At 69.1% G+C, this 13,050-nt stretch carries 12 protein-coding genes; all 12 read left to right on the top strand.

Going from position 1 to position 13,050, the window contains the following annotated elements; all coding sequences use genetic code 11:
• Window positions 1-40: 40 nt before the first annotated feature.
• The gene (locus tag ACPEH2_RS00290) at window positions 41-4,639 is read left to right on the top strand and encodes an FtsK/SpoIIIE domain-containing protein (protein ID WP_423717992.1); all 4,599 of its coding nucleotides are present in this window, start codon (window positions 41-43) and stop codon (window positions 4,637-4,639) included.
• An 83-nt stretch (window positions 4,640-4,722) separates the two neighbouring features.
• Window positions 4,723-5,421 (top strand): WXG100 family type VII secretion target, encoded by a 699-nt coding sequence (locus ACPEH2_RS00295; protein ID WP_423717993.1) that lies wholly within the window; start codon window positions 4,723-4,725, stop codon window positions 5,419-5,421.
• A gap of 3 nt (window positions 5,422-5,424) precedes the next feature.
• On the top strand, window positions 5,425-6,054 hold the full coding sequence (locus ACPEH2_RS00300; RefSeq protein WP_423717994.1) for a polymorphic toxin type 15 domain-containing protein: 630 nt from the start codon (window positions 5,425-5,427) through the stop codon (window positions 6,052-6,054).
• A gap of 9 nt (window positions 6,055-6,063) precedes the next feature.
• Window positions 6,064-6,624 carry a GAD-like domain-containing protein gene (locus ACPEH2_RS00305; RefSeq protein ID WP_423717995.1) on the top strand — a complete coding sequence of 187 codons (561 nt, stop codon included), beginning with the start codon at window positions 6,064-6,066 and terminating at the stop codon, window positions 6,622-6,624.
• Between the two features lie 36 nt (window positions 6,625-6,660).
• On the top strand, window positions 6,661-7,221 hold the full coding sequence (locus tag ACPEH2_RS00310) for a GAD-like domain-containing protein (RefSeq protein WP_423717996.1): 561 nt from the start codon (window positions 6,661-6,663) through the stop codon (window positions 7,219-7,221).
• 30 nt (window positions 7,222-7,251) lie between these two features.
• Window positions 7,252-7,812: a GAD-like domain-containing protein gene (locus ACPEH2_RS00315; protein WP_423717997.1), complete on the top strand. Its 561-nt coding sequence runs from the start codon at window positions 7,252-7,254 to the stop codon at window positions 7,810-7,812.
• An 84-nt stretch (window positions 7,813-7,896) separates the two neighbouring features.
• Window positions 7,897-8,457, top strand: coding sequence for a GAD-like domain-containing protein (locus ACPEH2_RS00320; RefSeq protein WP_423717998.1), 561 nt, complete (start codon window positions 7,897-7,899; stop codon window positions 8,455-8,457).
• 180 nt (window positions 8,458-8,637) lie between these two features.
• Window positions 8,638-8,928 (top strand): WXG100 family type VII secretion target, encoded by a 291-nt coding sequence (locus tag ACPEH2_RS00325; RefSeq protein WP_232321638.1) that lies wholly within the window; start codon window positions 8,638-8,640, stop codon window positions 8,926-8,928.
• Window positions 8,929-9,036: 108 nt separating this feature from the next.
• Window positions 9,037-9,261, top strand: a complete 225-nt coding sequence (locus ACPEH2_RS00330) for a hypothetical protein (protein WP_064001283.1) — start codon at window positions 9,037-9,039, stop codon at window positions 9,259-9,261.
• A 7-nt stretch (window positions 9,262-9,268) separates the two neighbouring features.
• Window positions 9,269-10,948: an ABC transporter substrate-binding protein gene (locus ACPEH2_RS00335; protein WP_423717999.1), complete on the top strand. Its 1,680-nt coding sequence runs from the start codon at window positions 9,269-9,271 to the stop codon at window positions 10,946-10,948.
• A gap of 68 nt (window positions 10,949-11,016) precedes the next feature.
• Window positions 11,017-12,522 carry an AlkA N-terminal domain-containing protein gene (locus ACPEH2_RS00340; protein ID WP_423718000.1) on the top strand — a complete coding sequence of 502 codons (1,506 nt, stop codon included), beginning with the start codon at window positions 11,017-11,019 and terminating at the stop codon, window positions 12,520-12,522.
• Window positions 12,519-13,010 carry a methylated-DNA--[protein]-cysteine S-methyltransferase gene (locus tag ACPEH2_RS00345; protein WP_359918215.1) on the top strand — a complete coding sequence of 164 codons (492 nt, stop codon included), beginning with the start codon at window positions 12,519-12,521 and terminating at the stop codon, window positions 13,008-13,010. Before ACPEH2_RS00340 ends, ACPEH2_RS00345 begins: the two co-directional genes overlap by 4 nt.
• The last annotated feature ends 40 nt before the right edge of the window (window positions 13,011-13,050 follow it).

Raw genomic sequence — 13,050 nt, forward strand, 5'->3', positions numbered from 1 at the left:
CCGTCCGCCCGACGCGTCCCCACCCCATCGGAGAAGAGCAATGCGGCTGAAGCTCACCCTGCACCGGCACGACGACGACCCCGTCGACATCGTCGTGACAGCCGACTCCACGGCGACCGTCGGCGACGTCGCGCGGTACATCGCAGCATCCGATCCCGCCCGGTCGACCACTTTCGCCGAGGACGACGTCCTCACCCTGTCGGTCGCGCCGCCGACCGCGTCCCGCGCCGTCGAACTGCCCCACGACCTGCCGATCGGCGAAGCGCCCCTCGGGTCGGGGTTCGCGGCATCCATCGTCAACTACGGCGCCGGATACATCCGCGCCGGACGCGGCGAGACCGTGGGCATCCTGAGGGCCACCGCCGGGCCGCTCGCCGGACAGGAGTTCGCCCTGTCGGCAGGTCACGTGACCATCGGGCGCGACCCGAGCAACGACGTCGTGCTCACCGACCCCATGGTCTCGAAGCGCCACGCGCGACTCGAGGTCGGTGCGCACGCCGAGGTCGTCGACCTGAACTCCGCCAACGGCGTCCTGGTCGACGGCGTCGAAGTGCAGCGTGTGCGCGTCGAGGACGGTCGGCCCTTCGTCATCGGCGCGACGACGCTCGTCGTCTACCTCACGAACGCGTGGGACGGTGCCGCCGCCGACGACCCGATCATCGAGCGTGGCGGCGGGCTGCTGTTCAACCGCAGTCCGCGCGTCGAGGTCCGCTACCCGGGCACGCGCTTCAAGCCGCCGCGCCTGCCCACCGAGAAGATCGGCAAGATCTTCCCCTGGCCGATCATGGTCGCACCGATCCTCATGGGTGCCGCGCTGTTCGCGCTCAACGGCAACCCCCGCTCGCTCCTGCTGATCGTCATGACACCGCTCATGGCGTTCGGCAACCTCATCAATCAGTCGGTCCAGAGCCGCAAGAGCGAGGACCACGAGCGACTGCTCTTCGAGCGGCAGTTCGAGCAACTGGAGGAGGACTTCTTCCGCGGCAAGCCCGAGGAGGAGGCGGCTCGCAACGCCGAGGCGCCGGCGGTCGCCGACGTCTTCGAGGAGGCGATGCGGCTCGGACCGCTGCTGTGGACCCGACGTCCCGAGCACTGGAACTTCCTCGCCCTGCGACTCGGGACCTGTTCGCTTCCCGCGCGCAACGGGATCGACGACGCCGAGACGCCCGACGGGCTGCCCGAGTACATCGACCGCGTCGATCGGTTGCGGCTGCGCTACGAGATGGTCGACGACGTCCCCGTCTTCGAGACGTTCCCCACCTCCGGTTCGATCGGCATCGCCGGTCCGCGCGCGCTCGTGGCCGATGCGATGCGCGGCGTGGCCGTGCAGGTATTCGGCCTGCACGCGCCCAACGACGTCGTGACCGTCGCCTTCTCGGACTCCTCATGGACGCCGGAGCTCGAGTGGCTCAAGTGGCTTCCGCACACGACCGCCGAGCGCAGCCCGTTCCGCTCGGCGCCGCTGGCCGACTCCGCGCCGAGTGCCGCGGGCCTGCTCAACTCGCTCGAGGAGTACGTCCGTCGCGCCTCCGGCGGTGGCCGCGAGGGCGAGCCCCGTGGCCCGTTCAAGGACGATTGGAATCCCCTCCTCTACGGTACGGATGTCGCTCGTGCCGCCGAGGACCGCGTCCGCACGCCCCCGATCTCGGTGGTCGTCTTCGTCACCGGCGATGCGCCGGTCGACCGCGGGCGCCTCACCGACGTCCTCGAGCGGGGCGCCGATCACGGTGTCCACGCCGTGTTCATCTCCGAGACGGTCGAGTCGCTGCCCGCGGTCTGCCGCAGCTTCATCGAGCTGCGGAACGACCTCGCCGATGCGCGGGTCGGTCTCGTCCGCAACGGCGAGGCCTTCGAGCACGTCGCCGTCGAGGGGGTCTCGAACGCCTACATGGAGATGTTCGCGCGACGCCTGTCGCCGGTGGTGGATGCCAGCACGGTCGTGCACGACGCGTCCGACATCCCCAACTCGGTCAACTTCCTGCAGCTCATCGACCCCGCGATCGCCGAGAACCCGCACGCGGCGATCGAGCGCTGGCAGCAGAACAACACGATCGTGGACCGCACGCCGACGCCGCGGCCCCGTCTGAAGAAGGCCGGAACGCTCCGCGCGATCATCGGGCAGGGGCCGAGCGACGCGATGGCGCTGGACCTGCGGACGCAGGGACCGCACGCGCTCGTGGGTGGCACGACCGGTTCGGGCAAGTCCGAGTTCCTGCAGGCGTGGGTGCTCGGCATGGCCGCCGCGCACAGCCCCGACCGCGTGACCTTCCTCTTCGTCGACTACAAGGGCGGCTCGGCCTTCGCCGACTGCGTCGACCTGCCGCACTGCGTCGGCCTCGTCACCGACCTCAACCCGCACCTCGTCCGCCGGGCGCTGACGAGCCTGCGCGCAGAGCTGCAGCACCGCGAGCACCTGCTGAACCGCAAGAAGGCCAAGGACCTCCTCGAACTCGAGAAGCGCCAGGACCCGGAGTGCCCGCCGTCGCTCGTGCTCGTGATCGACGAGTTCGCCGCCCTGGCCTCGGAGATGCCCGAGTTCGTGGATGGCGTCGTCGACATCGCCCAGCGCGGCCGCTCCCTCGGCATCCACCTCATAATGGCGACCCAGCGCCCCGCCGGCGTCATCGAGGACAACCTCCGCGCGAACACGAACCTGCGCATCGCCCTCCGCATGGCGGATGAGGCGGACTCGCGCGACGTGGTGGACGACGATGTCGCGGCGAGCTTCCCCGCGTCGGTCCCCGGGCGCGCGATCGCCAAGACCGGCCCCGGCCGCCTCGTGCCGTTCCAGTCCGCCTACACCGGCGGCTGGACGAGTCTGGAGGACACCGCGGTCGCCGAGGTGCGCGTCGCCGAGCTGCGTTTCGGTGCGGCCGCCGAGTGGGAGCCCGACCGCCCCGCCGAGTCGGACTCGCACGAGGAGGACCTCGGGCCGAACGACCAGAGGCGCATCGTGTCGAACCTCGTGACCGCGTGCGAGGTCGCGGGTCTGCCGCGCCCCCGCCGTCCCTGGCTCGACGACCTGTCGGCGCTGGTCGACCTCGCGAACCTTGCGAACGAGGGCGACACGCGCATCCCCATCGCCCTCATGGACGTGCCCGAGAAGCAGCAGCAGGAGCCGGCGTTCTTCGTTCCCGATCGCGACGGATCGCTCGTCGTGTACGGCACGTCCGGGTCGGGCAAGTCGACTGTCCTCAAGACGATCGGCACGGCGGCGGGCATGCGACCGGACCGCGGCCGGGTCAACGTCTACTGCCTCGACTTCGCGACCGGCGCGCTCGGCGCGCTGTCGGCCCTCCCGCACGTCGGGTCGGTCGTCGACGGCTCGGACGTCGAGCGCATCCAGCGCCTGCTGCGCACCCTCGACGGCGAGATGGACCGCCGCGCGTCGGCATTCTCGGCGGCCAGCGCCGCGACGCTGCAGGAGTATCGCGAGATCGCGGACCCGAACCTCCCGCGCATCATCCTGCTGATCGACAACTTCCCCGAGTTCAAGAAGGACTGGGAGGTGGCGCCCGGTCGCGGCCCGTTCTACCGCACCTTCATGCGTATCCTCGGCGAGGGTCGCACGCTCGGGGTGCACACGGTCCTCACGGCCGACCGCGGCAACGCGGTCCCGAGCGCCGTCGCCTCGAACATCTCGCGCAAGGTCGTCCTGCGGATGGGCGACCCGTCGCAGTACATGCTGCTCGGCACTCCGCGCGACGTGCTCGACGAGCAGTCCGTCCCCGGCCGCGCCGTCATCGACGGTCACGAGGCGCAGATCGCCGTCCTCGGCGGGACCTCCAACGCCGTCGAGCAGACGAAGGCGCTCGGGGTCCTCGGCGACAAGCTGCGCGCGGAGGGCGTGCGCGATCTCCCCGAGATCGGTGCCCTTCCGACGGCGGTGCCGGCCACGGACATGCCGGCCCGGGTCGACGGGATGCCGGTGTTCGGCGTCGCCGACGACACCCTCTCGGCGCACGGTTTCGAGCCGATCGGTTCGTTCGTGATCTCGGGGCCGCCGGCATCCGGTCGCACCAACGCTCTCAAGTCGCTCGTCATCGCGATGGAACGCTTCGACCCGGGCGTCCAGCTCTACCACTTCGGCAGCCGGCGCGCCGAGCTCAAGGACTTCCGTCCGTGGGTGAAGAGCGCCACCCGTCCCGACGACGAGAAGGAGCTGGCCACCGAGCTGGCCGAGCTCATCACGCGGGATGTGTCGGAAGGCCGCATCCTCATCGTGATCGAGGACATGCCGCACCTGTCGGACGGCCCCGCCGACCGCCCGATGCGCACCCTGCTGCAGGCGATGAACGACAGTGAGCACATGCTGATCGGCGACGCCGAGATCTCGCGGGCGAGCGGCAGCATCGGTGTGCTGGGGGAGTGGAAGGCGGGCCGTCAGGGCATCGTCCTCAAGCCGGACACCTACGACGGCGAGGCGATCTTCAAGACGCCGTTCGGTCGGGTCAAGCGGTCGGACTTCCCCGTCGGTCGAGGCATCTTCGTGCAGGCGGGTCGCTCGGTCACCGTGCAGATGCCGCTCGTCGCCGATGTGGCACCCCCGCCGCAGCCGACGGTCGCGCCCCCGACGACACGGGCGGCCGCCCGCGAAGCGGTGACGGCGGATGCCGCGGGTACGACGCTCGGTGCCTGACCCCCGATGAGCCGGGGACTTCTCCCCATGTACCTCACGGCCGATCTTGCCTACTCTCGCTGGGGAGGTGATGCGCTGTGGGCATGATGCTGCCGAACGAACTGATCTGGGTGATGGAGAAGCTCGGATTCGAATGGCCCGACGTCGACGAGGACGAACTGCGACGCGGTGCGCAGATCGTTTCGCACTTCCGGGACGACCTCGAGGACTCCCTGCAGGCCATCGACCGGAAGGTGAACGGCGACCTGGCCGCGGCGATGCGAGGCCAGGCGGGACCCGCGTTCGTCTCGGCTTGGAACACCAACCGGTCGCAGAATCTGCAGAAGCTCGTCGACCTGCTGGGGCCCGTCCCGCCCGGGATGGACATCGCTGCCGGCGTCGTGCTGGGGCTCAAGGTCAAGGTCATCGCCGACGTCACGACGACGATGATCGCGTTGGTGGGCATGCTCACCAACCCGATCACGGCGGCCGGTGCCGGCCCGATGCTCATCATCAAGAAGAAGCTTCTGAACGCCGCGGTCGATGTCGCGATCGAGCAGGCGCTGAACCAGATCCTGCCGACGGTCATCGAGCCGCTCGCCGATGAATTGCCCGCCGTCGTCATGGCCGCGCTGAACGCTCCCGTCGTCGAGGCCGTGGCCGGCAACCCTGATGAGTTCTACGCCGACCTGCAGGCGCTCGAGCAGTCCGAGGAGGAGCTCGATCTGCGCGCTGCCGACATCGAATCGTTGATGGACCGGCTCATGGCCGACCTCGCCGGACTGAACATCACGGGGGACTGACACATGGCTCGAGTCGGAGACGAACTCATCAAGCCGATGCTGCGGGCGCTGGACGACATCCCGGTCCACGGTCGGCAGCTCGGCGAGATGGTGCGAGGCTTGCGCGGCAAGCAGCGACGCAACCGCGACGGCGTCGAAGACATCGACACGTTCGATGTCACCTTGCGTCCGTTCAAGCGGAACAAGAAGCACGACCCGGTCGAGTACGACCGTCAGTACAACGAGCAGATGGATGCCCTGCAGCAGATGCCGCTGTCCGACTGGCTCCGCAACCGTACGGAGTACGTGCAGAACGGCCGCACGCCCGATTCGCTCCGGGCGCAGGAGTATGCGCGCGTTGCCGCCCTCGACGACAAGATCCTCGAGCTGAGAGCCGGAGGGATGTCTAAGGCGGATGCAGAGAGCGCCGCATCGCAATGGATGCGCACGCAGGCTGCGACACACCGGCTCGACGGCATCGCAGGTGGTGATGTCACCGACATTTCAGGAGTAGGTGACTCGAGGATCAATTCGTCGCTCGGCTCGCAGTGGCGCACCCGGGTGGGCGACATTGATGCTGCGGTCGTCCAGTTCGTCCAGAAAAATCCAGGTGTCAACCTTGACGACGTCTACATGAACGTCGTGTTCAGATAGGTTGATCGAATGGTAGAGATCGCAGATTTCGTCCCGCATGCTCCGGTGGAGCCGGAGGTGGTCGCTGCGTACCGTGACCGGGTTCCCGCGGAGATCGTCGAGATCTGGGAGGAGTACGGTTACGGCACTTTCGGGGAAGGCTTCATCCGCGTCATCAACCCCGGCGTGTACGAGGCGGAGCTCGGCGACCGCATCGGTAAGACACAGGGTGACGGAATCGCGATCCCCGTCATGGTGACCGGGCTGGGAGATCTCATCACGTGGGAGCCGAGTCTCAACGGGCTCGTCGTACTCATGTTCAGGAGCAACCGCGGTACGGGCATGGGCAAAGCCGCTACTTTCCTCGGTCTGTTGAAGCTGGACGGCTCGGATTACTTGTCGGAGAAGCTCGGGTGGGATGTCTTCCCCGAGGCGGTCCAGCAGCAGGGGGCGCCCGCATTCGACGAGTCGTTCATCTTTGTTCCCCTCCCTTCCTTGGGCGGACCTGGCACGGTCGACACCCTGCAGAAGCGTCAGACGCTGTCGGCTATTCAGGTCATGGTCGACCTGCAGGGGCCCATCGGTCACTGATCGGCCGCACCTGGGTTTGTCCCTAGGTTGGAGACCATGGTTCAGATCGCAGATTTCGTCCCGCATGCTCCGGTGGAGCCGGAGGTGGTCGCTGCGTACCGTGACCGGGTTCCCGCGGAGATCGTCGAGATCTGGGAGGAGTACGGTTACGGCACTTTCGGGGAAGGCTTTATCCGCGTCATCAACCCCGGCGTGTACGAGGCGGAGCTCGGCGACCGCATCGGTAAGACGCAGGGTGACGGGATCGCGATCCCCGTCATGGTCACCGGCCTCGGTGACCTGATCACCTGGGAACCGAGCCTCGGCGGCCTGATCGCGCTGATGTTCCGTAGCAAGCGAGGCGCGGGTTTGGGCAAGGTGTCCAGCTTCCTGACCTTGACGCGTGCAGGCGGCGCACGTCACCTTGCGCGTGTTCTGGACTGGGGTGTATTCCCACAAGCGGTCGCGGCCCAGGGCGCGCCGGACTTCGATGAGTCGTTCATCTTCGTTCCGCTGCCGTCGTTGGGTGGGTCGGGCACGGTCGATACGTTGCAGAAGCGGCCGACGATCTCCGCCGTCCAGGTCATGGTCGATCTCCAAGGGCCTATCGGTCACTGATCGGCCACTGCCGGTTCTAGGTTGGAAACCATGGTCCAGATCGAGGATTTCGTCGCGCAGTCGCCGGTCTCGCAGGAAGTCATAGCCGCGTATCGCGACCGAGTTCCCGCGGAGATCGTCGAGATCTGGGAGCAATACGGCTACGGCACGTTCGGTGAGGGGTTCATCCGCGTGATCAACCCTTCAGTGTTCGAGGCTGAGCTCGGCGATCGGATCGGGAAAACCCAGGGCGACGGTATCGCGATCCCCGTCATGGTGACCGCCCTGGGCGATCTCATCACCTGGGAGCCGAGCGTCGATTCACTCGTTGCGATCATCTTCCGGAAGTTCGAGACGGTGGGTCTGGGTTCGCCCAAGACCTTCCTCGGCCTGACTCGCCTCGACGGGGCGGAGCACCTGGAAGAAGAATTCGCGTGGGACCCCTACCCGGAGGCAGTTGCCCGTCAAGGGGCCGTGACGTTCGACGAGTCGTTCATCTTCGTCCCGCTGCCGTCGTTGGGCGGACCTGGCACGGTTGACACCCTGCAGAAGCGCCCCACCATCTCGGCCATTCAAGTAATGGTCGATCTGCAGGGTCCCGTCGGTCACTGAAGTCGGCCGCGCCTGGGGTCAAGACTGTCCGCTGGCTCGAGTCGGAGACGAAACCACCATCGTCATCGTCGATAGGTTGTGGGCATGATCGAGTTCGCTGACTTCGTCGAGCATGCACCTGTCGAACCCGAAGTCGTGGCTGCCTATCGCGATCGGGTTCCCGCGGAGCTGGTCGAGGTCTGGGAGCAGTACGGCTACGGCACGTTCGGGCAAGGTTTCATCCGCGTCATCAATCCCGCGGTTTACGAGGCTGAACTCGGCGACCGAATCGGCAAGACCCAGGGTGACGGTGTGGCGATCCCCGTCATGGTCACTGGGCTGGGAGATCTCATCACCTGGGAACCCAGTCTGGGTGGACTTGTGGGTCTCATCTTCCGCGAGAACAGAGGCGTCGGCCTGGGGGACGTGGATTCATTCCTTCTTCTCACCGAGGCGGTGGGCGTGGACCATTTGGCCGCGGAGTTCAACTGGGGCGTCTTCCCCGAAGCGGTTGCGACGCAGGGCGCACCGGACTTCGACGAGTCGTTCATCTTCGTTCCCTTGCCATCCCTGGGCGGCCCGGGCACGGTCGACACACTTCAGAAACGCCCGACCCTCTCCGGGATCCAGATGATGGTCGACCTACAAGGCCCCATCGGGCACTGAGCGCACGCTCGGAATTGCGCTGTCGACCAGCCCTTCGCCTCGGCGAGCGACCGGCCCGACGGAGGATTGTCAAGAGGGGACTTCTCCCCATGGGGCGGGGGAGACCTCTTCGCTAGCATCGTTCACGCGGGGGAGGAAAACGGTTCTCCGCACCACGACGACACGCTGGGAGGCGGGTTCATGGCTCACGATTTTGGTGCAACATACAGCGAGATGGAGAGCGCGGCGCAGCGCCTGCGCGATGGTCGTCAGACCGTCACCGACACGCTGAAGGAGCTCCAGGGCATCATCGACGACCTGGTGCAGGACGGCTTCAAGACCGAGAACGCGTCCGAGGCATTCTCGACCGCGTATTCGGAGCTCACGACGTCGCTCGACGACGCCGCCGAGGCCGTCAACGACATGGCGCAGGCGCTCGACCGCATGGCGGACCGCATCCGCGACACGGACGCCGAGCTCGCCGGCGGTTGATCCCTCGACACGATCACGGGCCGCGATGCGATCTCATGATCCGCATCGCGGCCCGTCGCCTGCGTTCACGATGATTAGGATCAGGATGACGAACGGAGTGTCGCGACGATGACCACCTCGCAGACCTACTGGTACAACCTCTCGACCCAGTCCGTGGTGCGCGACGACGAGCGCCCGTCGGAGGACTGCCTGGGCCCGTTCGCCAGCGCAGCCGAGGCGGAGGACTCGCCCGCCGTGCTGCTCGAGTACGCGAAGAGCTGGCTCGAAAGCGAAGAGAGCGAGCCGTACCGGCAGATGGCCGAGGAGCTCGGCGACGACACCGACCGCATCTGATCAGCGGATGCGAGCCTCCCGCCGCACCGCGGTCGCTGCTGTCGCGGTCGCCGTCCTGGCGTTGAGCGCGTGCGCGCCGGCGCTCCCGCCGTCCGTCGTCCCCGACAGCACGGTCACCGTCGGCTGGGCTGGTCCGGTGACATCCCTGAACGCCCGGGTCGATCCGACGCCGGGCAACCGCGACATCGCGGCGGTGACCCGATCGTCCTTCGGTCGCGTCGTGGACGGTGAGGTCGTCCCGGACGAGTCGTTCGGCACGGTCCGCATCCTCCAAGAAGACCCGTTCACGGTCCGCTACGACCTGGCGGAGCCGTCGTGGTCTGACGGCATCCCGCTCGACGCCGCCGACCTCGTCCTCGGATGGGCGGCATCCGTGGGTCTGCTGTCCGAGGACGGCCCGTCGGATGCCGCGCTGGCGGCGCCCCGTCCGAGGATCGACGAGTTCGCGCGGTCGATCGACGTCACGTTCGCAGCCCCGACCATCGCGTGGCAGACCGCGGTGTCGGCGGACGCCCCGGCGCACACGGTCGGCATGCGTGCCTTCGACCTCGACGACCCGATGGAGGCGAAGCAGGCGGTCATCCGGGCCGTCCTCGAGCGGGATGCCGGTGCCCTCGCCGCGATCGCGGAGGTCTGGAACATCGACTTCACCGTCTCGGGCGACACCGTCGACGCCGATCTCGGGCTCTCCAGCGGCCCCTACGTCGTCGCAGACATCGAGGACGAGGGCGCGAGCGTCACGCTGGCGCCCAACCCGTCCTACACCGGTGCGGCCGCGCCCAAGTTCGCCGACATCGAGCTCGTCCCGCGCGGCGACGATCCCGTCGCGGCGGTGGGGGAGTCGCTCGACATCGTCTCCCTGAGCCCGACCCCCGACGACCGGGAAGCCGTCCGTCAACGCGAGCGACGGGACTTCGTCGTGCAGACGACGCACGACGGCACCATCTGGACGCTGCTCCTCAGCCCCGACGGGATCTTCACGGAGCGCGCCGCGCGCGCGGCCTTCCTGCGTGTCGTCCCCGCCGACGAGATGGTCGCCGCCGGTGCGGGCGAGTGGGCGCAGGTGTACCCGAAGACCACGTCGATGGTCACGGCGCCGGGGTCCCGCGCCTTCGACGTCGTCACGGAGGATTCCGGATTCGCCGAGGCGCTCGGCACGCCGGCCGACGACGCCGCCCTGGACCGGACGGCGGCGGGTGTCCGCGACGACGCGCGCGTGTGCGTCCTCTACGACGCCCGCAACGGCTTCGCCGAGGGGGCGTTCGGCGCTCTGAAGACGGCGGCCGCCGAGGCGGGATGGGACGTCGTCGACTGCGCCACGGACGACCTCGACGCCGCCGTGAAGGCGCCCGGGTGGGATGCCGTCATCCGGCGCGTCCGCGTGCCGCAGACCCCTCGGGCCATCGCCCAGCAGTGGGGCACCGACGGATCGTCGAGCCTCGTCGGCCAGGCCGACCCCGCGCGGGACGAGCTGATCTCGACGCTCCAGCAGACCGTCGACGTCTACGCCGCGCGGGATCTGCTCGCCCGGATCGAGTCGACGATCGTGCAGGCCGCCGTCGCACGGCCGCTCGCCGCCGTACCGCGCGTGACGATCGTCGCCCCCGACGTCACCGGGGTCACGGTGCGGGACGGTGACGACGCTCCGCTGCTCTCCGACGTCGCGGGGTGGACGCCCACCGGCTGAACCGCGGCATCCGCTGTCGTGTCCGATTTCCGCGAGTCGGCGTCGGTGGCGCGTGTCAGGCTGGAGCCATGACGATCGTGCCGATGACCTTCGACGAGCGGTACCGCGCGATCGACGCGCGGGACGCGCGGTTCGACGGACAGTTCGTCACCGCCGTCCACTCGACCGGCATCTACTGCCGACCGAGCTGCCCGGCCCGCACGCCGAAAGCCGTGAACGTCACCTTCTACCCGACGAGCGCCGCCGCGCACGAGGCCGGTTTCCGTGCGTGCAAACGCTGCCTTCCCGAGGCGACCCCGGGCTCGCCGCAGTGGAACCTCCGCGGCGACGTCGCCGGTCGCGCGATGCGCCTGATCGCCGACGGCGTCATCGACCGGGAAGGGGTGTCGGGGCTCGCACGGCGTCTCGGCTACTCGGAACGCCACCTCACGCGTCTGCTCGCCGCCGAGCTCGGGGCGGGCCCGCTCGCCCTCGCGCGGGCCCACCGGGCGCACACGGCCCGGACCCTGCTCGTCGACACCGAGCTGCCGATGGCCGACGTCGCGTTCGCGGCGGGCTTCGGCAGCATCCGTCAGTTCAACGACACCATGACCGAGGTCTTCGCGCTGTCGCCGACCGAGCTGCGCGCGAGTCGGCGGGGCGGGACCACGGCCGCCGGCCGCATCGACCTCGTCCTGCCCGTGCGCGAGCCCTTCGACTCCGTCGGCCTGTTCGGGTGGATGCGCGCCCATGCGATCCCGGGTGTCGAGGTGGGTGAGACGGCGTCGTTCGCGCGCACGATCCGGCTGGACGGCGGACCGGCGTGGTTCGAGGTGCGGCAGGATGCCGCGGGACGGATGCGGCTGCGCGCCGACCTCGCCTCGTTGCGCGACCTCGCCCCGCTCTTGTCCCGCGTCCGTCGCCTGTTCGACCTCGACGCCGACCCCGCCGCCGTCGACGCGGCGCTCGCCGCGCACCCCGAGCTGCGGCCCCTCGTCGCGCGGGTGCCCGGCGTGCGTCTGCCCGCAGCGATCGACGCGGACGAGATGCTCATCCGCGCGATGATCGGCCAGCAGATCAGCGTCGCGTCGGCGCGGACGGTGATGGGCCGCCTCGCCGCCGCCCTCGGCGAGCCCGTCGAGATCCCGCACGGACCCGCCGTCCTGTTCCCGACACCGCGAGCCGTCGCCGAGCACGGTGCCGAGGTGCTCCGGGGACCGGGCGCGCGCATCCGCGCCATCGTCCACGCGGCGACGGCCCTCGCCGACGGCTCACTCCGGCTCGGACCCGGCGACGACACCCACGAACAGCGCGCCGCCCTGCTCGCCCTCCCGGGGATCGGGCCGTGGACCGCCGACTACGTGCGCATGAGGGTCCTCGGCGACCCCGACGTCCTGCTGCCCGGAGACGTTGCGGCCCGCGCAGGAGCGGCGGCCGCCGGCATCCCGTCGGACGCGAAAGGCCTGACAGCCTGGTCGGCGCGGGTCGCGCCCTGGCGCAGCTACCTCATGGCGCACCTCTGGTACGCCGCGCCCGTCACGCAGGCCTGGCGTGCCGTGGACCTCGATCCCTCTTCCCGGAAGGCCGCCTCATGACCGCGATCCTGCAGACCATCGACACCCCCGACGGCCCGTTCACGATCCTCGAGGACGAGGGCCGGGTGCTGTCGTCCGGGTGGACGGACGACCCCGAGCGCATCCTCGGGCGCCTCCGCGCAGACCGCGTGCCGCCGCACGTCGCGCCGGGGCGGACGCGGGCGGCGGCGCGGACGCTCGCGTACTACGACGGCGACCTCACCGCGATCGACGACGTGCCCGTGATGCAGTACGGCACCGCCCTGCAGGCCGCGGGGTGGGCGGCCCTGCGTCGCATCCCGGCCGGGGGGCCGCTCACGTACCGCGAGTTCGCGGCCCACCTCGGATCGCCGAACGCGGTCCGGGCCGCGGCATCCATCTGCGCGCGCAACGCGCCGGCGCTGTTCGTCCCGTGCCACCGGGTCCTCCGCACCGGGGGGGCGCTCGGCGGGTTCGCCTGGGGGCTGCACGTGAAGCAGAGCCTGCTGCAGCGCGAATCGGGGAAATGATCAATCCAACTGAGTAAGCGCTTGCTTACAGCGAATCCTC

The sequence above is a fragment of the Microbacterium sp. NPDC064942 genome, from assembly GCF_049545525.1.
GTDB lineage: Bacteria > Actinomycetota > Actinomycetes > Actinomycetales > Microbacteriaceae > Microbacterium > Microbacterium gawkjiense.

Bases quoted from the DNA above. Each gene is read 5' to 3' on its own strand.
- ACPEH2_RS00325 (WP_232321638.1), top strand. From the start codon at position 8,638: ATGGCTCACGATTTTGGTGCAACATACAGCGAGATGGAGAGCGCGGCG.
- ACPEH2_RS00310 (WP_423717996.1), top strand. From the start codon at position 6,661: ATGGTTCAGATCGCAGATTTCGTCCCGCATGCTCCGGTGGAGCCGGAG.
- ACPEH2_RS00305 (WP_423717995.1), top strand. From the start codon at position 6,064: ATGGTAGAGATCGCAGATTTCGTCCCGCATGCTCCGGTGGAGCCGGAG.
- ACPEH2_RS00340 (WP_423718000.1), top strand. From the start codon at position 11,017: ATGACGATCGTGCCGATGACCTTCGACGAGCGGTACCGCGCGATCGAC.
- ACPEH2_RS00295 (WP_423717993.1), top strand. From the start codon at position 4,723: ATGATGCTGCCGAACGAACTGATCTGGGTGATGGAGAAGCTCGGATTC.
- ACPEH2_RS00320 (WP_423717998.1), top strand. From the start codon at position 7,897: ATGATCGAGTTCGCTGACTTCGTCGAGCATGCACCTGTCGAACCCGAA.
- ACPEH2_RS00290 (WP_423717992.1), top strand. From the start codon at position 41: ATGCGGCTGAAGCTCACCCTGCACCGGCACGACGACGACCCCGTCGAC.
- ACPEH2_RS00300 (WP_423717994.1), top strand. From the start codon at position 5,425: ATGGCTCGAGTCGGAGACGAACTCATCAAGCCGATGCTGCGGGCGCTG.
- ACPEH2_RS00335 (WP_423717999.1), top strand. From the start codon at position 9,269: ATGCGAGCCTCCCGCCGCACCGCGGTCGCTGCTGTCGCGGTCGCCGTC.
- ACPEH2_RS00330 (WP_064001283.1), top strand. From the start codon at position 9,037: ATGACCACCTCGCAGACCTACTGGTACAACCTCTCGACCCAGTCCGTG.
- ACPEH2_RS00345 (WP_359918215.1), top strand. From the start codon at position 12,519: ATGACCGCGATCCTGCAGACCATCGACACCCCCGACGGCCCGTTCACG.
- ACPEH2_RS00315 (WP_423717997.1), top strand. From the start codon at position 7,252: ATGGTCCAGATCGAGGATTTCGTCGCGCAGTCGCCGGTCTCGCAGGAA.